The organism is Janthinobacterium sp. ROICE36 (genome assembly GCF_002869965.1).
Classification (GTDB): Bacteria; Pseudomonadota; Gammaproteobacteria; order Burkholderiales; family Burkholderiaceae_D; genus Janthinobacterium.
This window is the reverse complement of sequence record NZ_PEBS01000084.1, coordinates 1-23,219: the sequence shown is the minus strand read 5'-3', so window position 1 is coordinate 23,219 and position 23,219 is coordinate 1. Positions and strand designations below refer to the sequence as shown.

Below are 23,219 nucleotides of genomic sequence, written 5' to 3'. Positions count from 1 at the left end.
ATTTACTGAAAAACGAAAAGACAACCAAGGCCGGCATCGCTACCAAACGCTTAAAAGCTGGCTGGAATGCCGACTATCTCGCCAAGGTCTTGGGCTTGCCGACCTGATGCTTCATGCAATCGCCCTGTGCAGACCCGCTGCGGGCTGGCGGGCGGCACATGGACAGGCATTCCTCTATTACAATACAAAACGCTTACAACTTCGGAGAGTACGATGGAATGCAAAGTCAGCTGGAATGGCCCGTCGGGCATGAGTTTTCGGGCAGAAACCGGTTCCGGCCACTTGGTGACCATGGATGGCGCACCCGATGGCGGCGGCCACAACCTGGCGCCACGCCCTATGGAAATGGTCTTGCTGGGCACGGGCGGCTGCACCGCCTATGACGTGGTGCTGATCCTGAAACGGGGGCGCGAAGCCGTCAGTGGCTGCGAAGTGACCCTGAAGGCCGAGCGTGCCGACACCGATCCGAAAGTGTTTACCAAGATCCACTTCCACTTCACCGTACGGGGCAAGGCCCTGAAACCGGCTGCCGTGGAACGGGCAGTGACTTTATCACACGACAAATATTGCTCGGCATCGATCATGCTGGCCAAGACGGCGGAGATTACGCATTCCTTCGCAATCATCGAGGAATGATCCAAGGCGCTCCACGGAGCGCCTTTTTTATCGCTTGTTTATATGTAGTAAGCCGTTTTTGTCATCACTTTACCCATCAACCCCATCAGCGCTTTCACCGGCGCCGGGGTATCGATGGCGCCCAGGCGCTGGGCGGCGGCGCCATGTTCCACTTCGTCAATCGCCATTTGCTTGACGATGGCGCGCGACTTGGCGTCCTGCGGCGGCAATTCTTGCAAGTGGCTGGCCAGGTGCGCTTCCACCTGGCGCTCCGTTTCCACCACGAAACCCAAGCTGCGGCCATCGCCCATGCGCGCGGCGATGGTGCCCAGCGCAAACGAACCCGCGTACCACAGGGGATTGAGCAGGCTCAAGCGCGAGCCCAGCTCCGTCAGGCGCTGCGCCGTCCAGGCCAGATGGTCTTCTTCTTCCCGCCCCGCTTCATCGAACTGGGCGCGGATGGCCGGGCTGTGCGCATAGCGCGCCTGCGAGTTGTACAGGGCTTGCGCGCAGACTTCGCCCACGTGATTGACGCGCATCAAGCCGGCGCTGTGGCGCTGCTCGGCCGCGCTCAGCTCCGCATCGGGCGCGTGCGCGGCCGGCGAGGGGCGCGAGGCAGAGGCCACGCCCGCGATGACGCGCAGGGCCTTGTCGGCGCCAACAATCAAACGATCCAGGGGGTCAAAATGGCGGTTCGCGGTCATCGTGGCTATTCATGTAAGGGAAAACATGAATTATAGGACGATCAGGGCCAGCCGTCCCCACGCGGCGCGCAAGGTGAACGGGGCTTTATTGACTTGTGCGCGCTTTTTCCTGCTCGATCCAGTCCACCACGGGGCCCACGGCGTCCAGGCCGGACAGGCTTTTCGCCACGCCCAGGTTGAGTGAAATCAGGAAAGAAATGCTGTCGACGGGGATGTCCGGGCAATGCTCGGCAAACGCGGCGAGAAAACGCTCCGATTGCAATACGCGCAAGACCTTCTCGCCGCTCATGAATTGCAGCACGCTGGCGATGCTGTGCCCGCCACCTATCGAGTGATAAATAAAACGGTTGTACCTGGCGTCAATCTGCTTGAAATCGAGCGTTTCTTCCGTCATCAGGCCAGCCAGGTAGTACAAGCCCAGGCTGACGCGGAAGAAACCGATGGCTTCGGCACTGCTCATGCCGGCGCGCGCCATGGCCAGTACCTTGTCCTGCATCGCCTGATCGATCGTTTGCATTGCACTCTCCCGCGCCGTCCGCCGGCGCCCACCAGGCCAGCTTGCATGAAGATGCTGTTTTTTTCAATAGACCAAACGATATTTCCATCTTGCAAGTTACATTTTTTGCATGCTACTCTCGTTCTTCACCGTTGAATGGATGAAACACATGATTGAGGTCAAAAACCTGGCAAAACGTTTCCGCATGCCGTCCCACAAGGGCAAGGACGTGCACATCAGCGATCCGCGCGAACACGCGGGCTGGTTCCACGCCGTGCGCGACGTCAGTTTCAGCTGCGCCCCGGGCGAAGTGCTGGGTCTGCTGGGGCCGAATGGCGCCGGCAAGACGACCACCCTGCGCCTGCTGTCGACGGCCTTGCAAGCGGACGCGGGCAGCGCCCTCGTCAACGGCGTCGATGTGCTGCGCCAGCCTTTGGCGGCGCGCCAGAGCATCGGTTTCCTGTCCGGCTCGACGGGACTGTACGGCCGCCTGACGGCGCGCGAGAACGTCGAGTACTTTGGCCGTCTGCATGGCATGCCTGCCGACAAGCTGAAACGCCGCTGCGACGAGCTGTTTGCCCTGCTGCAAATGGAGGAGTACGGCGGCAAGCGGGCCGATCAGTTGTCGACGGGCATTAAACAGAAGTGTGCGATCGCCCGCACCGTCGTACATGAGCCGCAAGTGGTGATCCTCGACGAGCCGACCTCGGGCCTCGACGTGATGTCGGCCAAGATCCTGCTCGACTTCATCGCCAGCTACAAGGCGCTGCGCGTGCCGCTGATCTTTTCCACCCACCATCTGCACGAGGTGGAAAAGCTGTGCGACCGCGTCTGCATCATCAACCGCGGCACCACCGCCTTCCATGGCACGGTCAACGAACTGCGCCACCTGGGCGGCAGTGCCGATCTGTACGACGCCTTTGTCAGCGTCATCAACCAGGGAACCTGAGCCATGTGGACCATTTATCTGAAAGAGTTGCTGGAACTCACGCGTGACCGCAAGACGCTGATCTTTACCATCCTCATCCCCATTTTTGCCATGCCGCTGATCTTTGGCGGCTTTGCTTATGTTTCAAGCAATATGTTCAAGAGCGCCAAGACGGCAGAAATGCGCTACGCCCTGTTCGGCAAGGACCATTCGCCGGGTTTGAGCGCGCGTTTTGCACAGCAGCACAACTTGCGCGAAGTGCCGCTGGCCAGCGAAACGGAGATCCGCCGCGCCATCGGCGACGACAGCATCAAGTTCGCCGTGGTCATTCCACCCCATTTTGAAGAAGCGCTGCAGCAACACCAGCAAGCCAAGGTGACCTTGCATTACAACAGCGCCAGCACGGTCGACGTGACCCAGCAGCGGGTGCGCGACATCATCGATACCTACAACGCCAGCCTGCGCGAAGGGGCGCTGTCGGCCCTGAACCTGAGTCCGGCCCAACTGGCCTTTGCCCTGCATCCCATCGTGCTCGACAAGCAGTCGACGGCCAACGAGCGCGAGCAAATGGGCGCCATCGTCGGCGGCATGCTGCCCTATCTGCTGCTGATGGTGTGCCTGACGGCGGCCATGTACCCGGCCATCGACCTGGGCGCCGGCGAAAAGGAGCGGGGCACGCTGGAAACCCTGCTGCTGGCGCCCGTGCCGCGCAGCGCCATCGTGCTGGCCAAGTTCCTCGTGCTGTTTACCGTCGGCATGACCTCGGCCGTGCTGATGGTCGGCAGCATGGGCGCCCTGCTGGCCATCTTCGGCAGCTCGCTGGAAGGCCACATGGCCATCATGGTGCGCAGCATCGGCTTGCCCGACCTGGCCATGGTGACCCTGATGCTGGTGCCGACGGCCGCCATCTTCGCCTCGCTGCTGCTGTCGATCTCGATCTACGCGAAAAGCTACAAGGAAGCGGCCGGCATGATCACGCCGTTGATGCTGTTCGTCATCCTGCCCACCGTGGCGGCCATGCTGCCCGGCGTCGAGCTGAACTGGATGTGGGCCATGGTGCCGCTGACGAATGTGTCGCTGGCCATGAAGGAACTGGTGAAAGGCACCATGGATTACCGCATGTTCGGCGTGATCCTGGCTTCGACCACGGTGATCGCGGGCGCCCTGCTGATGCTATGCCGTTGGTGGTTTAACCGGGAATCGGTCCTATTCCGTAATTGATCGTCACACGGCGCGCCAGCGGGGCAAAACAGCCCTCATAGAAGACCAATACGGGCGCGCCGCCCACCCCGCCCATCTGCACTCTGGACACGCGAAAATGCCGTGTATCGCATGCAACTGCCCAGTACGTCTTAAATTCAATACAATGCCAGCATAGAGTAGCCCTGTAGCATCGGGCAGCAACGCATGAGTTAGGAGTTGTATGGAATTGCAGATCCGTAAATTGTCGAAGACCTACGCGAATGGCGTGGTGGCGCTGGATAAGGTGTCTCTGACGATACCGCCCGGGATGTTTGGCTTGCTGGGCCCGAATGGCGCCGGCAAGTCGACCCTGATGCGCACCCTGGCCACCTTGCAGGAATGCGATTCCGGCTCCATCTTCTTCGGCGACTATGACGTGCTCGACGACAAGGACGAGATCCGCCGCATGCTGGGCTACCTGCCGCAAGACTTCGGCCTGTACCCGAAAGTGACGGCCTACGAGCTGCTCGACCACTTCGCCACCTTGAAAGGGCTGTCGCAGCGGGCGCGCCGGCGCGAGGTCGTCGATGGTCTGTTGCAGCAAACCAATTTGTTCGACGTGCGCCACCAGCGCCTGGGCAGCTTTTCCGGTGGCATGCGCCAACGCTTCGGCATCGCTCAGGCCCTGCTGGGCGACCCGAAACTGATCATCGTCGACGAGCCGACGGCCGGCCTCGACCCGCAGGAGCGCGTGCGCTTCCACAACTTGCTATCCGACATAGGCGAAGACAAGACGGTGATCCTGTCGACCCACATCGTCTCCGACGTGGCCGACCTGTGCGCCAACATGGCCATCATCAACAAGGGCCATTTACTGCTGTGCGGCAAGACACTGGAACTCATCGACGAAGTCAGCTGCAAGATCTGGGCGCGCTTTGTCGAAAAGAAAGAACTGGCCAGCTTCCAGCAGCGCCACGCCGTCATTTCCACGCGCCTGCTGTCGGGCCGCACCTTGATCCACGTCTACAGCGACGATGATCCTGGCGACGGCTTCGAGGAAGCCATCGGCGACCTGGAAGACCTGTATTTCGCCACCATTGCCGGGCGCCACCGCGTCGCCCCGCAGTGCGACTGAGGGGGCGGCCATGTTTGCCATCGCCCGCTTTGAAGCGCGACAGCGGCTCAAGCTGCTGTCCACCTGGGTGTATTTCGCCATGTTTTTGGCGCTGGCCATGCTGTGGATGGCCGCCGCCGGCGGCGTCTTCAAGGAAGCGAGCATCAGTTTTGGCGGCAAGTTCCTGATCAACGCGCCCCGCTCGCTGGCGTTCACGTGCAGCCTGCTGGGCTGCTTCGGCGCCGTGGTGGTGGCCGCCATGATGGGCCGCTCGGTGCAGCAGGATTTCGAGTACGGCATGCAGCATTTCTTCTTCAGCGCGCCGATCAAAAAATACCAGTATGTCTTTGGCCGCTTCCTGGGCGCCTATCTGGTGCTGGCGGTGGTGTTTTCCAGCATCGTCATCGGCGCCTGGCTGGGCGCCTGGCTGCCCGGCATCGACCCGGAACGGCTGGGCCCGCAACGCGCGCTGGCCTACCTGATGCCGTATGTGTTTACCCTGCTGCCGAACCTGTTCATCTTCGGCGCCATCTTCTTCGTCATCGCGGCCCTGACGCGGCGCATGTTGCCCGTGTACATCAGCTCGGTAGTCATGCTGATCGGTTACCTGGTGGCGCCCTCGCTGGCACGCGACCTCGACTACAAGACCCTGGCCGCCCTGATCGACCCCTTCGGCACGACGGCGCTGATACGCCTGACGGAATACTGGCCGAATGCGGAGCGCAATACGCGCCTGGTGACTTTGGAAGGCGTGTACCTGCTGAACCGCGCCATCTGGTCCGGCTTCGCCCTGGTGGCCTTGCTGCTCGGCTACTGGCGCTTCCAGTTTCACGCCACCACGGACGCGGGCACCAGCAAGCGCCGCAGCGAGGGCGACGTGCCGCTGCGCCTGTCGAACGCCTCGCTGTCCACGCAGGAAACACCGGACTTCGCGCAGCGCAACCTGGCCGCCCTGCTCGTCAAGATGAGCTGGCTGAACTTGCGCGAAACCATCAAGAACATCTATTTTGTCGTCATCGTGCTGGCCGGCGTGCTGACCATGTATGCGGGCGCGCTCGACATGGGCTCCATCTACGGCACGAATACCTATCCGGTGACGGAAAAAGTGCTGGACATGGTCAGCGCCTCGTTCGCCCTGTTCATGCTGATCATTACCACCTTCTACGCGGGCGAGCTGGTATGGCGCGAACGCGAGGCGGGTACCCATCTGATGCTCGACGCCCTGCCCGTGCCGAACTGGCTGCCCCTGCTGTCGAAACTGTTTGCGCTGATCAGCCTGCAAGCCTTGCTGAGCCTGGTCATCATGCTGTGCGGCATGTCGATCCAGGTCTTCAAGGGCTATTACCGCCTCGACCCCGGCCTGTACCTGGAATCACTGTTCCTGTCCCACCTGCCGTCTTACGCGCTGATCGCCGTGCTGGCCATCTTCCTGCAGGTGTTGATCAATCACAAGTATCTGGCGTATTTCGCCATGATTCTGTACCACATCGCCAGCATCAGCTTTTCCTCGCTGGGCCTGGGCGACCCGCTGCTGCTGTACGGCAGCACGCCGGACTTCATGTATTCGGCCATGAACGGCGCCGGCCACTATATGTTGCGCGAGCGCTGGTACTTGCTGTACTGGAGCGGCGCGGCCGTCATGCTGACGGTGCTGTCGCTGCTGTTCTGGCCCCGCGGCGCGCAGGACAGCTGGCGCATCCGCTTGCGCCTGGCGCGTCACGGCCTGACGCAAGGCGTGCTGGCCAGTTTTGCCGGCGGCGCCCTGATCTTCGTCGGCACCGGCGCCGTGCTGTTCTACGTCTTCCACGTAGCCAACGATTACCAGTCCGAATTCGCCCGCGACGCGGACCGCGCCAGTGTCGAGCGCCAGTACCGCAAGTTTGCCGCCACGCCACAGCCGAGAATCACCGACGTGAAACTCGACGTGGCCATTTACCCGGCGCAGCGCACGCTGGCCGTCACGGGCCGCTATGTGCTGCAAAACAAGACCAGCCTGCCGATCAGCCACATTTTTGTGCAGCAAGACCCGACCGCCACCATGCGCCTGCGTTTCGATGCGCGCGTGCATCCCGGCCTCGATGACGGCAAGCTGGGCTTTTACAGCTATCGCCTGGCCGCGCCGCTGGCGCCGGGCGCCAGCCTGGGCCTCGATTTCGACATTTCCTATGCGCCGCGCGGCATCTTCGGCCTGGGCCAGGACACGCCCGTGGTGGCCAACGGCAGCTTCTTCACGAATGCCGTGCTGCCGCACATCGGCTACCAGCCGCAGCTGGAATTGACGGACCCGCGCGACCGCAAGAAACACGGCTTGCCGGCGCGCGAACGGGCCTTGCCACGCAACGATGCACGGGGACTGGCCGACAATTACGTCAGCAACGACGCCGACCGCATCAACTTTGACGCCACCGTCAGCACCGTCGACGGCCAGACGGCCATCGCGCCGGGCATGCTGGACAACGACTGGATCGCCAAGGGCCGCCATTACTTCCATTACACGATGGAACAGCCGATCCTCAATTTCTACTCTTTCCAGTCGGCCCGCTACGCCGTCAGGCACGAGCGCTGGCAGGATGTGGCCATCGACGTGTATTACCACCCGGGCCATGAATACAACCTCGATCGCTTCGTGCGCGGCAGCAAGGAAGCGCTCGAGTACTACACGAAAAACTTCGGCCCCTACCAGCACAAAGTCTTGCGCATTGTCGAATTTCCCCGCTACGCCACCTTTGCGCAATCGTTCCCGAACACGATTCCGTACTCGGAAGGCCTGGGCTTCATCGCCAAGGTGGACGACAAGAATCCGAAAGATATCGACTATCCGTTCTACATCACGGCGCATGAAGTGGCGCATCAGTGGTGGGCGCATCAATTGGTGGGCGGCAACACACGGGGCGCTACCGTGCTCAGCGAAACCCTGGCCGAATATTCGGCCCTGATGGTGATGAAGAAAACCGTGGGGCCGGCCAAGATGCGCCGCTTCCTGCGCTATGACCTGAATCAATACCTGATGGGGCGCAGCGAAGAACGCAAGAAAGAGCTGCCGCTGGCCGAGAATGAACACCAGGCCTACATCCATTACCACAAGGGCAGCCTGGCCATGTACTTGCTGCAAGACATCATCGGCGAAGACAAGGTCAACGGCGTGCTGCGCGAGCTGCTCAAGACGCATGGTCAGAAAGGCCCGCCCTATGCCAGCGTGACGGCGCTGATTGCCGGCTTGCGCCTGGTCACACCACCCGAGCAGGCTTACCTGATCGATGATCTGTTCGAGAAAATCGTACTGTTCGACAACCGCGCCCTGTCAGCCACGGCCACCAAACGCAGCGATGGCAAGTACGCCGTCAGCCTCAAGGTGCAGGCGAGCAAATTGACGGCCGGCGAACAGGGAGAGGAACACGAGGCGCCCCTGCACGACTGGATCGAGATTGGCGTCGACGATGCGAACGGCCATCCGCTGCTGCGCGAACGCCTGCGCATGACGGCGCGTGAAGCGCGCTACACCGTCATCGTCAGCAGCCGGCCCGGCAAGGCGGGCATCGATCCCGACAACAAGCTGATCGACCGCAAGCCCGATGACAATATGGTCACAGTCGAGCTCGAAGAACCGTGACGAAAATGGCCGCCTGTTCAGGGCGGCCACTTCGGCATCATTGGCTGTCAGGCTGCGGCGCAGCGCGTCACCAGGCTCAGACTGATGCCCATTTCCGTCAGGTGCTGCATGTCGGCCAGCGAGAGGTCGAGCGGCGCATCGAGCGTATCGTCGCCGTTCAACTCCAGTTGCAACTCAGCCACGATGCGCGGCATGGTGAACGTGACGCCGCGCGAGCGGCATTCGGCCAGGTAGCTGCGTATGCGCGAGGGCAACACTTGCGCCTTGGGCGCCTGCGCGAGCAGCACCTCGAAGCCGGAATCGAGATGCACGCGGCCCGCGCCCTTCGGCTCGCCCTTGCGCCATTGCCGTTCCGGATCGGTGGGCAAGACTTCCAAGATGGATTTGAGCGTGGAGTCGTCCCCATGCACCGACAGCTTCACCATATTCATATTGCAAGACTTTCTAGTCAGGACGCCGCCAGGACGACGGCGCAATCATCAGACCAACAAGTCTACGCAGAGAAGGCAAATATGTCCATACAGCAATATTTGATATCACCTTCTAATTTGTGCTATATCAACAACAGGCGGAACAGGATAGGTCCGCCTGCAACACATGATTACAGCGCCACGGCGCGTGCCTGCAAGGCGGCCCGCACGCCGGCGCCATAGGCCGGGTCGGCCTGATCGAAGTGGGCCAGCTGACGCTGCAAGGTTTCCGGCCGCACCAGACTCAAGGGACCGGCCAGATTGTCGAACAGGTTCTGCTTTGCCTGGACCGACATCAGACGGAACAGATTGCCGGCCTGCGTATAATCATCTTCCACGCCGCGCCCATCGTAGCGCGCCGCGCCGCCATCGAGTGCCAGCGCCCCCTCGCCGTGGCCCAGGCCTTGCGGCTGCGTGCCTGCCGCCGCCACGTTCGCGTAGTTCTGCGCCGCGCCGTCATTGCGGATGGCCATGCTGCCGTCGCGCTGCTGGTTATGGAAGGGGCAGCGAGCCGCATTCACGGGCAGATGCTGGTGGTTCGTGCCGACTCTGTACAGCTGGGCGTCGTGGTAGGCGAACAGCCGGCCTTGCAGCATCTTGTCCGGCGAGTATCCCATGCCCGGCACGGCGTTGGCGGGCGAAAAGGCTGCCTGCTCGACTTCCGCGTGGTAATTGTCCGGGTTGCGGTTCAGCTCGAAAATACCTACGGGCAACAGCGGGAAGTCCGCGTGCGGCCACACTTTCGTCAGGTCGAACGGATACCAGCCAGTACGCTGCTCCCATGCATCGAGTTGCTCTTGCGTCGCCACCTGCAGCTTGACTTCCCACTGCGGGAAATCACCGCGCTCGATGGCGCCGAACAGGTCGCGCTGGGCGTAGTCGGGGTCGGCACCGGCCAGGCGGCCCGCTTCCGCCGCCGGCAGATTCTTGATGCCCTGGCGCGTCTTGAAGTGCCATTTCACGTACACGCGCTGACCATCGGCATTGATCAGGCTATACGTGTGGCTGCCGAAGCCATCCATGTGACGGTAGCCGTCCGGCGTGCCCCGGTCCGAGAACAGCATGGTGACCTGGTGCAGGCTTTCCGGCGCATGGCTCCAGAAGTCGAACATCATTTCAGCCGATTTCAAATTGCTTTGCGGATCGCGCTTTTGCGTGTGGACAAAGTCGGGGAACTTGATCGGGTCCTTGATGAAGAACATGGGCGTGTTGTTGCCAACCAGGTCCCAGTTACCCTCTTCCGTATAAAAACGCACGGCGAAGCCGCGCGGGTCGCGTTCCGTATCGGCACTGCCGCGTTCGCCACCGACGGTGGAAAAGCGCGCGAAGGTGGCCGTCTGCTTGCCCACTTCGGCAAACAATTTGGCCTTGGTGTAGTGCGCGATGTCGTGCGTGACGGTAAAAGTGCCGTAGGCGCCCGAGCCTTTTGCATGCACCACGCGCTCGGGAATGCGCTCGCGGTTGAAATGCTGGAGTTTTTCGATCAGGTGGAAGTCTTGCAGCAGCAGCGGGCCACGAGGACCGGCGCTGATGGAATTCTGGTTGTCGGCGACGGGGATGCCCGAGGCGGTACTGAATGGCGGCTGTTGGCGCATGGCTGCTTTTCCTTCGTTGTTGACTAATGGCTGCAGTGTAACGAGGTCAATAACAAAGGAAAAGCTAATTGATTTTATCGAATCGATAGATATTTACAATGCGCAACCGTGGGCGTCGCAAACGCCGCCCAGCTGCGCCTGCAACTTCGCCGGCTGGCCCAAAAAGCCCCCGATATCGATCACGGACAGCTTGCCGCTGCCATCATCGAGCACGAACGTGGGAAAGCCCTGTCCGCCCACCTGCGCCAGCAAGGCGCGGCTGGCATCGATGTGCTGCTGCGTGGCGGTGCCCGCCTGCCGCGCATATGCCGTTTGGAATGCAGCGCCATCCATGCCCAGTTCTTGCGCCAGCGCCAGCAGCACGGGCAAGTCGGCGATGCGCAAGCCGTCCACGTAATGGGCGCGCTGCACGCGCTGCAGCATGTCCAGGCCCTTGCCGGCCAATACTTCAGCGGCCAGGATAGCCGTGATCGACGGCGCGGAATCCATCATGGCCGTGCTGTCGTTCAGCAAGCCGTTGACATAGGCGTCGCCGAAGGGCTGGCCGGACAATTGCTCGATGCGCCGGTCATGCGGCAATACGTAGCCGCGCCACTCAGGCGTGATCTGGCGGCGATTGCTGCCCGTCATCATGCCGCCGCCGTGGAAGGCCACCGTCAGGCCGGGCACGGCGCGCGCCGCAGCGACCAGCGGCGCGGCGCCGTAACACCAGCCGCACAGGGGATCGAAAATGTAGTGCAGGGTGGGCATGACGACCTCCTTGTTGCCGCTTACCATTGCATTTCGCCCTTCGCCACTTTCGCGCTCGTTTCTAAAGCGCCATCGAGGCCCAGGCTCGGGTAGTGCTGTTTCATGGCCTCGATCAGGGCGGCCGAATTGGCGGCCTTGGCCGTTTCCGCTTCGAACGTCACCAGGTAGTCGCGCGTAAAGCCGATGCTGTCTGGCGTCAGGGGCGAACCCACCTTGAAGTGGCCGGGCACGACGGTCACAGGTTTCAGCGCGGCGATGCCATCGAGCGTCTTCAGCCAGTCCTGGCGCGATTGCAGGCGTTGCGTATCGGCCGTCCACACGTGCAAGTTGCCAAACAGCACCACACCGCCGACGACGGCCTTGATCGATGGAATCCACACATAGGTGCGCGATGGCGTCGGGCCAGAGATGGTCAGCGACTGGCCTTCCAGGGTGATGCTCTGGCCCTTCAACGCTTCGGGAATGACGATGCTGTGCGGCGCATTGTCTTTCAGGATAGGGCCCCAGTAGGCGAGCTTGGCATCGGCCTTGCGGCGGATTTCCGCCACCGTTGCCAAAGTGGCGACGATTTTTGCCTGCGGGAAAGCGGCCTTGATCACATCGAGGCCAAAGTAAAAATCGGGATCGCTGTGGCTGATGTACACCGTCGTCAGTTTCTTGCCGCTGGCGCGGATCTTTTCCACCAGCTTTTGCGCTTCGGCGCGCGAAAACTGTGCATCGATCAGCACGGCATCATGCTTGCCTGCGACCAGCACGGAAGCGACAGGGAAAATGGCCGCTTCGCCCGGATTGAATACATCCAGGGTCAGGGGGGCACTGGGGGCGGCAGAGGCAGCGCCGGCGGCAAACAGGGTGGAAACAAGAACGCTGCTGATGGATTTGGAGAACATGATGCGCCTTCACAAGATGATTGGGATGACTGCATCTTACGTTGCTTGATTCGGTATAAAAACCCGATGAAGTGCAATAGTTTGTTGCTTGATTCGATGCAATCCTTGATGTAATCATCGCTGCCATCAAACGCCGGCAAGCACGCCACGGTGTATTTTTCCAGCGAGGACGTGCGCGAAAGCCACGCCACCGGCGAAGGCGTGGCGGCGTCACAAAACATGTCACAGCGTCATCAGGGTGTCACATAGAATTGTTATCTTGCTAGCTCTTTCAAACCTAGCCGGATGAACCACATGACACGCAGAAAAATTTCCGTCGCTGGCTGCAGCGTCGCCCTTACCCTGATGCTGGCCGCCTGCGGCAGCGACGCCAAAAAAGACGACGTGGCGCCCGAAGCCCCCCCGAAAAACGTCATCTTCTTCCTCGGCGATGGCATGGGCCTGACCACCATGACGGCAGCGCGCATCTATTCGGTGGGCGAAGAAGGTGCGCTGACCATGGACACGCTGCCGGAAACGGCCTTCGTCAAGACCTTCTCGAACGATGCGCAAGTCACCGACAGCGCGCCATCGATGGCCGCCTACATGACGGGCGTCAAGATGAACAATGAAGTCATTTCCATGTCGGCCAACACACTCGCCATCGATCCGGGCAAGGATGCCAACGGCAACAAGCTGGTGAACAAATGCGGCACCGGCAACGGCACGCCCGCCACCACCTTGCTGGAACTGGCCAAGGCCAAGGGCTACGCGGCCGGCGTCGTCAGCACGGCGCGGGTGACGCACGCCACGCCGGCTGCCACCTACTCGCACATCTGCCACCGCGACCTGGAAAACGATATCGCTGCGGCCCTCGTGCCTGGCGGCACGGGCTACAACAGCGCTTTGGGCACCACCGGTCTGGAAGTGGTTCTGGGCGGTGGCGCGCAATTCTTCAAACCGTTCAAGGATGGCGGCAAGCGCTCCGACGACCGCGATCTGGTGGCCGAGCTGAAAGCGAAGAGCTACACCGTTGCCAACAACGCCACCGACTTCAAGGCCGTCGATGCGGCCAAGACGGACCGCCTGTTTGGCGTGTTCACCTCCAGCCACATGAGCTACGACCTGGACCGCGATGCGGCCAAGGAACCTAGCCTGGCGGAAATGACCACCAAGGCCATGGAGGTATTGGCCAAGAACAAGAAGGGCTATTTCCTGATGGTCGAAGGCGGCCGCATCGACCATGCGCTGCACGAAACCACGGCCAAGAAGGCCCTGCAAGACACGGTCGCTTTTGACAATGCCATCAAGGCCGCCATCGAAAAAGCCAAGCTCACCGATCCGACCCTGGCCAATACCCTGATCGTCGTCACGGCCGACCATGACCACACCCTGGTGCTGAACGGTTATGCCAAGCGCACGGGCAAGACGGCAGCCGGCAACGCTGGCGTGCTGGGCGTGGTGAAGAACTACGTCACCGGCGCGGTCGAGAAAGACCTGGACGGCGCACCGTACTCGATCATCGGCTTCGGCAATGGCGAAAAGCGCACGCAATCGAGCCGCGCCGCCATGGCCAGCCTCGATGAAACCGTCACCGGCGCCAATGATTACCATCAGGAAGCAGTGATCCGCACGGCGGTCGGCAATGAAACCCACGGCGGCACCGACGTCTTCCTGGGTGCCATCGGCAAGGGTTCGGAAACCTTCCTGGGCACCATCGACAACACCACAGTATTCGGCCTGGTCAAGACCGCCGGCGGTCTGTAATCCCCAAGAGACAAGAATTGGACAAGCACATGAAATTCACCTTGAAACCCGTTGCATCGAAACCCGCCGCACTGAAATCGGCCCTGAAACTCTCCTTGCTGACCACGCTCGTGGCCGCCAGCGTCGCCAGCGCCTACGCGGCCGACGCCAAGAACGTCATCTTCTTCCTCGGCGACGGCATGGGCCCTTCCGTCGTGACGGCAGCGCGCATCTTCAAGTACAAGGAAGAGGGCAGCCTGAACATGGACAAGCTGGAACGCACGGCGCGCATCAAGACGTTCTCGAACGATGCGCAAACGACGGACAGCGCCCCATCGATGGCCGCCTACATGACGGGCGTCAAGATGAACAATGAAGTCATCTCGATGGCGCAAGAGACCATCGCCAAGGAGCCCGGCCGCGACGCCAACGGTAACCTGGGCGTGGACAACTGCCCGGCCGGCGGCAAGAGCGTGCCCACCATCCTGGAACTGGCGAAAGCCAAGGGCAAGGCCGTGGGCGCCATCACCACCACGGAATTGACGCATGCCACGCCAGCGACGACCTTCTCGCACATCTGCAACCGCAATGCGCAATACGCCATCGCCGCGCAAACGACGCCGGGCGGCGCCGGCTACAACACGGCCCTGGGCGACGGCGTGGACGTGCTGATGGGTGGCGGACGCAACCACTTCACGCCCTGGTCCGCCAGCAACAAGGCGGGCCGCGCCGACGGCCGCAACCTGCTGGCCGAATTCGCCGCCAAGGACTACACCGTGGCCGCGACGAAAGCGGAAATGGCGGCAGCGACTAGCGGCAAGAAGTTCATCGGCCTGTACAGCGCGAAGAGCCACCTCGACTATGAACTGGACCGCACCTCGTCCAAGCCATCGGCCGACGGCGCCAACCAGCCTAGCCTGTCGGAAATGACGCTGAAAGCCATCGACCTGCTGTCGAAAAACAGCAATGGCTACTTCCTGATGGTCGAAGGCGGCCGCATCGACCACGCCTTGCACGGCATCAACGCCAAGCGCGCGCTGGTCGACACCATCGCCTTCGACGACGCCATCAAGGCGGCCATCGACAAGATCAGGGAGACCGATCCGAAGCTGGAAAATACCCTGATCGTCGTCACGGCCGACCACGACCACACGCTGGCGTTCAACGGCTACGGCAAGCGCGGCAACCCTATCCTCGACATCAACCGCGGCTACAAGGATAACCAGCCAAGCAAGGATGAAGACGGCAATAGCTACACCACCCTGGTGTTCGGCAACGGCCCGAACCGCCCTGACCTGCGCACCAACGTCGACAGCGCCACGGCCCTGTCCGACAACTACCTGCAAGAAACAGGCGTGCGCCTGGCCAGCGAAACCCACGGCGGCGGCGACGTCAAGCTGCTGGCCACGGGTGCCGGCGCCAAAGCCTTCAAGGGCACGCTGGACAACACCAAGGTATTTGACTTGCTGAAGGCGGCATTCGGCTTCTGATCTGCCTCAACACGGTAACCCCACCGGGGCGGATGGCAGTTTGCCCTCCGCCCCCTTTGCACGATAAAGGCAACACCATGAAATCGACCCTGATCGCCGTCCTCCTGGCCGCCGGCTTTGCCGCCAGCGCGCAAGCCGCTCCTGCAACACCTTCCGTTCCCGCCGACCTGGACCTGGGCATCACTTATTACAGCCGCGTGCTGACGCCGGAAGGCGTGACGCGCGAGAGCCGCTACGAAGAAAAAATGCTGCGCCGCCCCGGCCACGTGTGGGTCGAGCGCGTGCTGGCGCCGTCGACGGACGCGCATGCGGGCCACAAGCATGGCGAAAACACCAAAGTGGCGCTGAAGGCCACGCAGCATGAACACAAGCATTTCAATCCCGTGCTGATACCCCGTCACGTGATGCTGGAAAAGAACACCGTGCGCGTGGAATACATCGATGCGCACGACAAGATCGTCGTCGCTATCCCCAAGGCCGAATACGAAAACGTGAATTTCGACGGTTCCTGGGAAAACAGTTTTTATCTGCTGGACCCGAAACTGGTGGCTGCCATGCCGCTGTCGAAACAGGCATCGAACGTGACGGGTGCGCGCTGGCGCGAAGTGGAAAAAAATGGCGTGTTCCAGCGCATCCTGTGGGATGAGCAAAAACAGATTCCCCTGATCATCGAAAGCGGCGACCGCGCGAATACCTTCTATCGCAGGGTCGACGTCAAGCTGCAGCCGACCGTCAGCAAGGCGCAGCCGTGGGCCAATCTGCAAAACTACGCGCAGCGCGAGTATTCGGACTACCTGGACTAAGCACTTGACCAGGTCCATGCCCGCTCGCTAGTATCGACAAGGTACACCAACGGGAGCGCGGCATGGATGAACAATTCGAGAATGGTTTGCGCATGCGCAAACAAGTGATGGGCGACGCCTTTGTCGAGCGCGCCTTCGCCCAGGTCGACGCCTTCACGGCGCCCTTGCAAGACTTCGTCACGCGCAACGCCTGGGGTACAAGCTGGTGCCGCGACGGCCTGGACTTGAAAACACGCAGCCTGGCGACGATTGCCATGCTGACGGCCCTGGGCCGCGCCCAGGAGCTGCGCGGCCACGTGCGCGGCGCCGTCAACAATGGCGCATCGATGCAGGAAATCCAGGAAGTGCTGCTGCACGCGGCCGTGTATTGCGGCATGCCGCTGGCCATCGACGCCTTCCGCTCGGCGCATGAAGTGCTCAAGGAAATGGGACTGGTGGCGCCGGCCGCGCCATAAAATCGGGACATAAAAAAAGCCAGGGAGCGATCCCTGGCTTGTGTCTGGCCGGTACCGGATTACTCCGCCGCTGCCACTTTCTTCGCCGGTGCCTTCTTGGCCACCGGCTTTTTCACGGCCGCAGCCTTCTTGGCCGGCGCTTTCTTCACGGCCGCCTTCTTGACTGCCGTTTTCTTCGCTGGCGCCGCACCCTCTTCGCCTTCCACTTCAGTGGCTGCCGCCTTGGGCTTTGCACCCGGCTTGGCCTTGCGTTCTTCAAACTCGAAGCTCACCTTGCCATCCTTGCCGCGCACGAGGAAGGCCTTGAACGGGCGACGGGTACGCTGAGAAACAAAGCCCGGCAACAAGTCCGTCTTGCCATCGTTGAGCAGTTTCGCCATTTGTTCCGGCAAGATTTCCTGCTGCAAGATAATGCGACCGCTGCGGAAATCGCACGTCTTCGGCTTGGCCATGCTGTGTTCGCACACATAGGCCAGGCCCATTTCATACACGCCGGCGTTGCATTTTGGGCAAGGTCCCACGGGCGTCTGGCCCGTGAAATCGACGCCTTCGCCATCTTCGCTTTCGTCGTTCTGGCCAAAATCGAATTCCAGCTTGAAATTCTTGATCTCTTCATCGCGCACGATGCGCAGGATGGCGGCGAACGGACGGCCCATCTTCGAACGGAAGCCTTGCAGCGGGCCTATGGTGCGATCCTTCAGCAATTGTTCCACTTCGTCGATTTCGAACTGGCGCGAACCCGGCGTCTTGCTCATCGAGAATTCGCACTTGGTGCAGGCGAAACGACGGTAGTTTTCCTTCACCACGCTGCTGCAATTCGGGCAGGGCGTTGCCAACGTAGCGTAATCGCCGGGAATCGTGTCGTTGTCGTATTCCTTGGCGCGCTTGACGATGATTTGCGTCATTTGCGCGATTTCACGCATGAATTCTTCGCGCGAAATCTTGCCTTTTTCCATCTGCGACAGCTTGTATTCCCACTCGCCCGTCAGCTCCGGCGCCGTCAATTCATTGACGCCCAGGCCTTTGAGCAAGGTCATCAGCTGGGACGCCTTGGCCGTCGGAATCAGTTCGCGGCCTTCGCGGATCAGATAACGCTCCGTCAGCAAACCCTCGATGGTGGCCGCGCGCGTCGCTGGCGTGCCCAGGCCCTTGCCGGCCATCGCATCGCGCAGCTCGTCGTCGTCGATCAGCTTGCCGGCGCCTTCCATGGCCGACAGCAACGTCGCCTCGGTATAGCGCGCTGGCGGCTTGGTCACCAGGCCGTTGGCGCTGACGCTTTCCGTCTGCACTTTCTCGCCCTTGGCGACGGGCACCAGGTTGCCGTTGCCATTGTTTTCCTTGTCGGCGTCCGTCGACGCTTCCTTGCCGTAGATGGCCAGCCAGCCCGGATTGGTCATGACCTTGCCTTCAGTCTTGAACTGATGGCCCGACACTTCCGTGTAGCGCGTGGTGACCTGGAATTCCGCAGGCGGGAAGAACACGGCCATGAAGCGGCGCGTGACCAGGTCGTACAATTTTTGTTCCGGCTCGGACAGGTTCTTCGGCGCGATCGTCGTCGGGATGATCGCGAAGTGATCCGATATCTTGGTGTTATCGAAGATGCGCTTGTTTGGCTTGACCCAGCCCTTGTCGACGATCTGCTTGGCGAACTGGTGGTAGTTGCTGTTTTCCTTGACCGTTTCCAGCGCCTGCAACACGGTCGGGATGTAGTCTTCCGGCAGGTGGCGCGAATCGGTACGCGGATACGTCAGCACCTTGTGTTTTTCGTACAGCGCCTGGGCCAGGCCCAGGGTGTTCTTGGCCGAGAAACCGAAACGCGAGTTCGCTTCACGCTGCAAACTGGTCAGGTCGAACAGGCCCGGCGCCATCGACGTGGTCGGTTTCGATTCTTCCGTGACGATGCCTTGGCGGCCGCGACAGGCAGTGGCGATCGAGTCGGCAGCCGTTTTGCTCCACAGGCGCTCGGCGCGCTTCTCGGGATCGTTCTCGTCCTTCTTGAACTTCGTGTCAAGCCAGCGGCCTTCATAGATACCGGCCGCACAGACGAATTCGGCGCGCACTTCCCAGAAGTCGCGCGGGACGAATTTCTTGATCTTGTCTTCGCGTTCGACGACGATCGACAGCGTAGGCGTCTGCACGCGGCCCACGGTGGTCAGATAGAAGCCGCCTTCTTTCGAATTAAACGCCGTCATGGCACGCGTGCCATTGATGCCGATCAACCAATCGGCTTCCGAGCGGCAGCGGGCCGCGTCCGCCAGCGGCAGCATTTCTTCATCGCTGCGCAGGTGCGAGAAACCGTCGCGGATGGCGCCCGGCGTCATCGACTGCAGCCACAGGCGCTTGACCGGTTGCTTGGCCTTGGCGTTTTGCGCGATCAGGCGGAAAATCAGCTCGCCTTCGCGCCCCGCATCGCATGCGTTGATGAGGGTGGTGACGTCTTTGCGTTTGATCAGCTTGTTTAATACTTTGAGGCGCGCTTCCGTCTTGGCGATCGGGTTCAGCGCGAAATACGGTGGAATCATCGGCAAGTGCGCGAAACTCCATTTGCCGCGCTTCACGTCGAATTCTTCCGGTACGGCGATCTCCAGCAAGTGGCCGACCGCCGACGACAGGACGTATTCATCCGATTCAAAGTACTCATCGTGCTTGGTGAAGCCGCCAAGCGTCTTCGCGATATCGTTCGCGACAGAAGGCTTCTCGGCGATGATGAGGGTTTTTGTCATATTTTTTGGTCTCGAAAAATGCTCTAGGATAGTTTCAGCATGCGCATCATACAGTGCATTGCCAGGCGCCGACGCTTTTGTCTGCGCAAGGCCTTGTGACTTGTGGTCTTGTCAAGCGGCCAATGATAAGCGCCTATTGAAGAATTCAGCAAGTTATCTGCAAGCAAGAATGCGCAGGCGCAAACACAATGGGCTAGCGGGCGCGCTGGTGCAGTACATAGTAAAGGGGATGGCGCGGCAGCGGCGCCATTGATGACACTATCTTAGTGCAATAGGCGGGGAGGCAGGTCTTCGTCGTCTACAAATAAGTCGTCAAACATCAGGGCATCCGGTTCCTTGCCCTGGCTCCACAGCAGCATCAGCACGATGACTTTCAGCTTGCCCAGTGAGACGGGCGCCTCGTCGAGCGCCAGCGCCCGTTCGATGACGATTTCGCGCTGCAGTGGCGAGAGCACCTTGGCGCTTTCCAAAAACTGGATGAAACCGATGGCGGCCGTGCCCAGCACGTCGCTTTCCTGCTTGACATAGAAGCGCGTGCCCGTGGAACTGGCCGTCAGGGTTTGCTCGACACCGGCCATGGCGTTCAAGTCCGTCAGCCAGACCAGCGCTTCGGAAATCTCCACGTCGTCGAAACCGACGGCCGACAGTTTGCGCGCCAGGACTGCCGGCTCGGGGCAGGCGTCGGGGCGATAGTAAGTCTCGTAGAGGTACACCAGGATATCGAACATGGCTCTACTCTATCAGCTAAGTTCGCTGCGACACAAGGGTGTGCGCCGACAAAGCGCGCCCGTGCGGCAAGGCCGCCACACAAGTGACAAGCTGTCATTTGCAGCGTTGAAACAGTCCTCCCGGCAAGCGCTCCACCAGGCCCGCCAGCTCCAGCGCCAGCAACTCGCCCATCAGCACGCCCATTGCCAGGCCGCTGCGCGCGGCCAGGGTATCGGCATCGAGGGGATCGTGGCCCAGTGCGGCCAGCAGCGGCGTGTCCACGGGCGCCGCATCCTGCGCCGCCGTCGGCATGTCCGCCGGCATCCCCAGCCAGGACAATTCCTGCAGCACGTCATCGGCCGACTCGACCAGCTTGGCGCCCTGCTTGATGAGCGCATGGCAACCCTTGGCCAGGGTGGCATGGATGGAACCGGGCAAGGCATACACGTCGCGCCCCTGCTCGCCGGCCAGGCGCGCCGTGATCAGGGAACCCGATTGCGCCGCCGCCTCGATCACCAGCACACCGCGCGCCAGGCCGCTGATCAGGCGATTGCGACGCGGAAAGTTAGCCGGCATGGCCGGCAAGCCCAGCGCGTATTCACTGACGATGCAACCCTGCTCGGCAATTCTTTGCGCCAGAGCAAGGTTGCGTCGCGGATACACCAAATCGGCGCCCGTGCCGATCACGGCCACGGTGGCGCCCGTGCCGCGCAAGCCGCCCTCGTGCGCGTGCGTGTCGATGCCCAGCGCCAGCCCGGAAATAATGGTTAAGCCCACCTCGTTATACACAACTCTTGAGCGCGTCCATTTCACGTAGCGTGCGTATCGTTTCCGCCGCCACGTGAACATCCTTCAATCCAAGCCAGATCGTCTTCACGCCAGGCTCGCCATCGCTCTTGCGAGCCAGGAAGCCGCCGATGCAGGCGACTTGGCGCAGAACGTCATTCAGGCGGGGTTTGTCTGGCGGTGTCTTTTTGCGCAGCAGGTAGGCTGCTTGAATCTCGTCCCGATCAAAGAACAGTCCCGCATCCAAATCCGGACAGGTCCGGCCCAAGCGCATCAAACGCGCAATGCGCCAGGCCACCACCATGAACAGCGCCAAAGCCCGTTCAAGCTGCGTGATCGAACCCAGTTGCAGCGCTTCGACGCGGCAGGCATTTTTCAGAACGTCGAAGAGCATCTCGATTTCCCAGCGCGCGCGGTACCAGTCGATCAGCTCGACGACCGCCTCGGGCGTGGCGGCATCGCGGTTGGTCAGCAAGCGCCATTCGATCGGCTTGACGCCATGCGGCGCATTGCTTTCGCGCGCGATCACGCAGGTCGCGACTACGCTCTGGCCTTTGCCCGCAGGCAGGGTCACCGTGCGTGCCCACAGTTGCTGGCGCACCGTGCGCGCCTTCACCCCGTGCCGTGCTGCCATCGCGAACGTCAGCTCGCCGATCGGCGCGCCTGCGCCCGTATGCTCCCACAGCTTGTCGCCGTCGGGCAGGCAACGGTTGTGCTTGGCGCGCACCAGCCAGTCGGCCGGTGCGCCCAGTTCCTGCGCGCGCAGCATCAGCGGCACCAGATCGGCTTCGCGGTCGGCCACATACACCAGCCGTGTGGCTGGCAACTGCACCGCCATCTCGGCGATGCGTTCGTAGCCTTCGATCCAGCGCAGGCTTTCCTTCGGCCCACCGCGCGCGCCGGTCTTGTCCTTCTTTTCACGCGCCCACATCCACGCATCGATGATGCCCAGCGGCTCGCGCGTGGGCGTGACCGCGTACGTCGGATGCAGGTACATGCCGCGCTGGGCTTCATAGCTCAGCGGACCGAGGCCGAACGCGCGTTGGCCATTGAAATCGAGTTCGGTCGTATCCTGCAGGCACAGCACCACCGGCACCGCGGCCATGCGCTGCGCAGTTTGCTGCCAATGCGGCCCCATGATCGCCTGCCAGTCGACGCTGTCGTTGTCGAAGAAACGATACGCAGCCATCGTTTCGCCCCAGCCTTGGCACGCCTTCGGCACGCTCGCCGTCGGATCAGCCGCAAATCGTTCCATCAATATCCTCGCTCGTTTGTTCAGGCGCGCGTCGCCCAGGTCGAGTTGGTCAAATTCCGTCTCGGTCCAAGGTGCTGGAGCTGGTGTTGGTGCTGTCGCCAATTGGTCCACGCAAAAGACGAGAGTAAACCTGAATCGCCGCTAGTTTACAAGGGGCGCGTTAAGTCATTGAATATAAACGTGTTTTTACGCGGACTAGCCGGCAGCCTGGACTTGTGTATAACGAGGTGGGTTAAGCCCGCCGCGCTGAGGGCGTGCGCAAAGGCTGCCGCATTCTGCATGCCCTGCGCGCTGGCATTGCGGCTGCCGATGATGGCCACGCCGGAACGCGACAACAGTTCCGCCCGTCCCCTGACATATAACAGCAGCGGCGGATCGGCGATTTCCAGCAGCAGGGGTGGATACGCGGCATCGGCCAGGGTCAGCACGGCATTGCCGGGCCGCTGCAGCCACTGCAGGGTGAGCGCCAGCTGGCTGTTGGCCACCGACTTGGGCGGCTGCAGAATGGCACGCGCCACGCTGGCCGGCACCACCTCGCGCAAGGCTTCGAATGGCGTGGCGAAGATATTCGGCGGCAAGCCGAAGCGGGCCAGCAAGGCGCGCGCCGCCACCGGACCCACGCCGGGAAGATGCTGCAGGCGCAGCCAGCCCGCCAATTCCGTGGCCGTGTCTGCCGTCGTTGCAATTGCATGCATGACAACCTCACTGTGTACTGTGCCATCCCATGCTAGCGCCATGGCGCGCACGCGATACCGACCCGCGCAAGGATGCGTGCAATGGCGCTGCAAAACGGCAGGGCGATTGCATGAAGGGTAGGTGCTCGGAGTGACGATAGGGTGAAATATTGCTTGTAAACACGTTGAGAAAGGCGTTTACTCTCGGTATTTGGACGCGTAAATGGCAAACGAACCGATCTCTCT

Annotated in this window: 19 protein-coding genes and 1 pseudogene; 9 read left to right on the top strand and 11 right to left on the bottom strand. The window is 61.5% G+C overall.

All coding sequences use genetic code 11. The features are described 5' to 3' along the window. The first annotated feature begins 213 nt into the window (after positions 1 to 213). On the top strand, positions 214 to 636 hold the full coding sequence (locus CSZ94_RS23770) for an OsmC family protein (RefSeq protein ID WP_102123781.1): 423 nt from the start codon (positions 214 to 216) through the stop codon (positions 634 to 636). Between the two features lie 38 nt (positions 637 to 674). On the opposite strand, the gene coq7 is transcribed toward CSZ94_RS23770, so the two are convergent. Next, positions 675 to 1,319, bottom strand: a complete 645-nt coding sequence (gene coq7 / locus CSZ94_RS23765) for a 2-polyprenyl-3-methyl-6-methoxy-1,4-benzoquinone monooxygenase (RefSeq protein WP_102123780.1) — start codon at positions 1,317 to 1,319, stop codon at positions 675 to 677. Positions 1,320 to 1,404: 85 nt separating this feature from the next. After that, positions 1,405 to 1,836, bottom strand: a complete 432-nt coding sequence (locus tag CSZ94_RS23760) for a hypothetical protein (protein WP_102123779.1) — start codon at positions 1,834 to 1,836, stop codon at positions 1,405 to 1,407. A 148-nt stretch (positions 1,837 to 1,984) separates the two neighbouring features. On the opposite strand from CSZ94_RS23760, the gene CSZ94_RS23755 reads away from it, so the two are divergent. The 4 genes from CSZ94_RS23755 to CSZ94_RS23740 all read left to right on the top strand — a co-directional run bounded on the left by CSZ94_RS23755 (position 1,985) and on the right by CSZ94_RS23740 (position 8,649). Next, positions 1,985 to 2,764, top strand: coding sequence for an ABC transporter ATP-binding protein (locus tag CSZ94_RS23755; protein ID WP_102123778.1), 780 nt, complete (start codon positions 1,985 to 1,987; stop codon positions 2,762 to 2,764). 3 nt (positions 2,765 to 2,767) lie between these two features. Then, the gene (locus CSZ94_RS23750; RefSeq protein WP_102123777.1) at positions 2,768 to 3,964 is read left to right on the top strand and encodes an ABC transporter permease; all 1,197 of its coding nucleotides are present in this window, start codon (positions 2,768 to 2,770) and stop codon (positions 3,962 to 3,964) included. A 202-nt stretch (positions 3,965 to 4,166) separates the two neighbouring features. Continuing rightward, entirely contained in the window at positions 4,167 to 5,060 is an 894-nt protein-coding gene (locus CSZ94_RS23745) for an ABC transporter ATP-binding protein (protein WP_102123776.1), read from the top strand. Positions 5,061 to 5,070: 10 nt separating this feature from the next. Continuing rightward, positions 5,071 to 8,649 carry an ABC transporter permease/M1 family aminopeptidase gene (locus CSZ94_RS23740; RefSeq protein WP_102123787.1) on the top strand — a complete coding sequence of 1,193 codons (3,579 nt, stop codon included), beginning with the start codon at positions 5,071 to 5,073 and terminating at the stop codon, positions 8,647 to 8,649. A 47-nt stretch (positions 8,650 to 8,696) separates the two neighbouring features. Here CSZ94_RS23740 and CSZ94_RS23735 read toward each other — a convergent pair whose 3' ends face one another. The 4 genes from CSZ94_RS23735 to CSZ94_RS23720 all read right to left on the bottom strand — a co-directional run bounded on the left by CSZ94_RS23735 (position 8,697) and on the right by CSZ94_RS23720 (position 12,354). After that, positions 8,697 to 9,080, bottom strand: coding sequence for a hypothetical protein (locus CSZ94_RS23735; RefSeq protein ID WP_102123775.1), 384 nt, complete (start codon positions 9,078 to 9,080; stop codon positions 8,697 to 8,699). Positions 9,081 to 9,250: 170 nt separating this feature from the next. Further along, entirely contained in the window at positions 9,251 to 10,714 is a 1,464-nt protein-coding gene (locus tag CSZ94_RS23730) for a catalase (protein ID WP_102123774.1), read from the bottom strand. 93 nt (positions 10,715 to 10,807) lie between these two features. Continuing rightward, the gene (locus CSZ94_RS23725) at positions 10,808 to 11,464 is read right to left on the bottom strand and encodes a DsbA family protein (protein ID WP_102123786.1); all 657 of its coding nucleotides are present in this window, start codon (positions 11,462 to 11,464) and stop codon (positions 10,808 to 10,810) included. 20 nt (positions 11,465 to 11,484) lie between these two features. Continuing rightward, positions 11,485 to 12,354: an MBL fold metallo-hydrolase gene (locus CSZ94_RS23720; protein ID WP_180977599.1), complete on the bottom strand. Its 870-nt coding sequence runs from the start codon at positions 12,352 to 12,354 to the stop codon at positions 11,485 to 11,487. A 345-nt stretch (positions 12,355 to 12,699) separates the two neighbouring features. On the opposite strand from CSZ94_RS23720, the gene CSZ94_RS23715 reads away from it, so the two are divergent. From CSZ94_RS23715 to pcaC, 4 genes are all read left to right on the top strand, one after another. Then, a complete protein-coding gene (locus tag CSZ94_RS23715; RefSeq protein ID WP_258001169.1) occupies positions 12,700 to 14,100 on the top strand; it encodes an alkaline phosphatase in 1,401 nt (466 codons plus the stop codon). A 29-nt stretch (positions 14,101 to 14,129) separates the two neighbouring features. Then, a complete protein-coding gene (locus CSZ94_RS23710; RefSeq protein WP_102123783.1) occupies positions 14,130 to 15,569 on the top strand; it encodes an alkaline phosphatase in 1,440 nt (479 codons plus the stop codon). A gap of 77 nt (positions 15,570 to 15,646) precedes the next feature. After that, a complete protein-coding gene (locus CSZ94_RS23705; protein WP_102123773.1) occupies positions 15,647 to 16,372 on the top strand; it encodes a hypothetical protein in 726 nt (241 codons plus the stop codon). 62 nt (positions 16,373 to 16,434) lie between these two features. Next, positions 16,435 to 16,827 carry a 4-carboxymuconolactone decarboxylase gene (gene pcaC / locus CSZ94_RS23700; protein WP_102123772.1) on the top strand — a complete coding sequence of 131 codons (393 nt, stop codon included), beginning with the start codon at positions 16,435 to 16,437 and terminating at the stop codon, positions 16,825 to 16,827. A 59-nt stretch (positions 16,828 to 16,886) separates the two neighbouring features. On the opposite strand, the gene CSZ94_RS23695 is transcribed toward pcaC, so the two are convergent. The 5 genes and pseudogenes from CSZ94_RS23695 to CSZ94_RS23675 all read right to left on the bottom strand — a co-directional run bounded on the left by CSZ94_RS23695 (position 16,887) and on the right by CSZ94_RS23675 (position 22,994). After that, positions 16,887 to 19,550 carry a DNA topoisomerase III gene (locus tag CSZ94_RS23695; protein ID WP_102123771.1) on the bottom strand — a complete coding sequence of 888 codons (2,664 nt, stop codon included), beginning with the start codon at positions 19,548 to 19,550 and terminating at the stop codon, positions 16,887 to 16,889. A gap of 263 nt (positions 19,551 to 19,813) precedes the next feature. Next, positions 19,814 to 20,278, bottom strand: a complete 465-nt coding sequence (locus tag CSZ94_RS23690; RefSeq protein WP_096233791.1) for a DUF494 family protein — start codon at positions 20,276 to 20,278, stop codon at positions 19,814 to 19,816. 94 nt (positions 20,279 to 20,372) lie between these two features. Next, a pseudogene (locus tag CSZ94_RS23685) lies at positions 20,373 to 21,041 on the bottom strand (DNA-processing protein DprA); the annotation flags it as partial. After that, the gene (locus CSZ94_RS23680) at positions 21,040 to 22,401 is read right to left on the bottom strand and encodes an IS4 family transposase (RefSeq protein WP_102123782.1); all 1,362 of its coding nucleotides are present in this window, start codon (positions 22,399 to 22,401) and stop codon (positions 21,040 to 21,042) included. The gene CSZ94_RS23680 and the pseudogene CSZ94_RS23685, both read right to left, overlap by 2 nt. Before the next feature lie 44 nt (positions 22,402 to 22,445). Further along, complete coding sequence (locus CSZ94_RS23675; protein WP_258001168.1) at positions 22,446 to 22,994, bottom strand: DNA-processing protein DprA; 549 nt, start codon at positions 22,992 to 22,994, stop codon at positions 22,446 to 22,448. Positions 22,995 to 23,219: the final 225 nt, after the last annotated feature.

Excerpts from the sequence above, each read along its gene's own strand:
- CSZ94_RS23770 (WP_102123781.1), top strand. The coding sequence starts at position 214 with ATGGAATGCAAAGTCAGCTGGAATGGCCCGTCGGGCATGAGTTTTCGG.
- coq7 (WP_102123780.1), bottom strand. The coding sequence starts at position 1,319 with ATGACCGCGAACCGCCATTTTGACCCCCTGGATCGTTTGATTGTTGGC.
- CSZ94_RS23760 (WP_102123779.1), bottom strand. The coding sequence starts at position 1,836 with ATGCAAACGATCGATCAGGCGATGCAGGACAAGGTACTGGCCATGGCG.
- CSZ94_RS23755 (WP_102123778.1), top strand. The coding sequence starts at position 1,985 with ATGATTGAGGTCAAAAACCTGGCAAAACGTTTCCGCATGCCGTCCCAC.
- CSZ94_RS23750 (WP_102123777.1), top strand. The coding sequence starts at position 2,768 with ATGTGGACCATTTATCTGAAAGAGTTGCTGGAACTCACGCGTGACCGC.
- CSZ94_RS23745 (WP_102123776.1), top strand. The coding sequence starts at position 4,167 with ATGGAATTGCAGATCCGTAAATTGTCGAAGACCTACGCGAATGGCGTG.
- CSZ94_RS23740 (WP_102123787.1), top strand. The coding sequence starts at position 5,071 with ATGTTTGCCATCGCCCGCTTTGAAGCGCGACAGCGGCTCAAGCTGCTG.
- CSZ94_RS23735 (WP_102123775.1), bottom strand. The coding sequence starts at position 9,080 with ATGAATATGGTGAAGCTGTCGGTGCATGGGGACGACTCCACGCTCAAA.
- CSZ94_RS23730 (WP_102123774.1), bottom strand. The coding sequence starts at position 10,714 with ATGCGCCAACAGCCGCCATTCAGTACCGCCTCGGGCATCCCCGTCGCC.
- CSZ94_RS23725 (WP_102123786.1), bottom strand. The coding sequence starts at position 11,464 with ATGCCCACCCTGCACTACATTTTCGATCCCCTGTGCGGCTGGTGTTAC.
- CSZ94_RS23720 (WP_180977599.1), bottom strand. The coding sequence starts at position 12,354 with ATGTTCTCCAAATCCATCAGCAGCGTTCTTGTTTCCACCCTGTTTGCC.
- CSZ94_RS23715 (WP_258001169.1), top strand. The coding sequence starts at position 12,700 with ATGCTGGCCGCCTGCGGCAGCGACGCCAAAAAAGACGACGTGGCGCCC.
- CSZ94_RS23710 (WP_102123783.1), top strand. The coding sequence starts at position 14,130 with ATGAAATTCACCTTGAAACCCGTTGCATCGAAACCCGCCGCACTGAAA.
- CSZ94_RS23705 (WP_102123773.1), top strand. The coding sequence starts at position 15,647 with ATGAAATCGACCCTGATCGCCGTCCTCCTGGCCGCCGGCTTTGCCGCC.
- pcaC (WP_102123772.1), top strand. The coding sequence starts at position 16,435 with ATGGATGAACAATTCGAGAATGGTTTGCGCATGCGCAAACAAGTGATG.
- CSZ94_RS23695 (WP_102123771.1), bottom strand. The coding sequence starts at position 19,550 with ATGACAAAAACCCTCATCATCGCCGAGAAGCCTTCTGTCGCGAACGAT.
- CSZ94_RS23690 (WP_096233791.1), bottom strand. The coding sequence starts at position 20,278 with ATGTTCGATATCCTGGTGTACCTCTACGAGACTTACTATCGCCCCGAC.
- CSZ94_RS23675 (WP_258001168.1), bottom strand. The coding sequence starts at position 22,994 with ATGCATGCAATTGCAACGACGGCAGACACGGCCACGGAATTGGCGGGC.